The organism is Chryseobacterium sp. VD8, from assembly GCF_037149975.1.
Classification (GTDB): domain Bacteria; phylum Bacteroidota; class Bacteroidia; order Flavobacteriales; family Weeksellaceae; genus Chryseobacterium; species Chryseobacterium indicum.
The window spans coordinates 1-508 of the sequence record NZ_JBBCQL010000460.1 but is presented as its reverse complement, the minus strand read 5'-3'; the positions used below and the strand labels follow the sequence as shown (position 1 = coordinate 508).

The following is a 508-nucleotide window of genomic DNA, read 5'->3' as shown; positions in this document are numbered from 1 at the left end:
ACCTGCGACACACAACTTTGAAGTTTACAGGAACTTTATTTGCCAAAAGCGAAAAGTAATCTGTTGCTCTACCATCTGAGCTACTGTTCCTACCTTATGATTAAAGGTTTTCATTAAACCCTACAGGCTTTTACACCTGCAAGGTTCGGTTATTAGTTTCTTTTTGGTAACCCATTGTTCTTAATCCGTTAAAAAATTCCCATTGTCAGAAGCGCGACTGCACTTTTGAACCGAAGAACTTATCTTGAATTCGCGCAGGTTTTGGGAATTTTAGGATTAAGTTTTAATTTTTAGCGGAAGTTTCCAGATCTTGAACTTTTTGTTTCTTTTGTTTCAAGACAAAAGAAATTCTATGCTTTTCTAAACTTCTTCTTTTTCTTCCAAGGCGCATTCTTCTGAACATCACCCGCCATAATACATCCGTAAGGCATCACTTCATCCAGAACTTCACACAATCCGTATTCTTCAATCTGCGCTCTTACGTTTTTGGCACTTTTATAAGCGGTTG

At 37.6% G+C, this 508-nt stretch carries 1 pseudogene; it reads right to left on the bottom strand.

Going from position 1 to position 508, the window contains the following annotated elements:
• Positions 1-350 precede the first annotated feature (350 nt).
• A pseudogene (locus WFK35_RS23030) lies at positions 351-508 on the bottom strand (RtcB family protein); the annotation flags it as partial.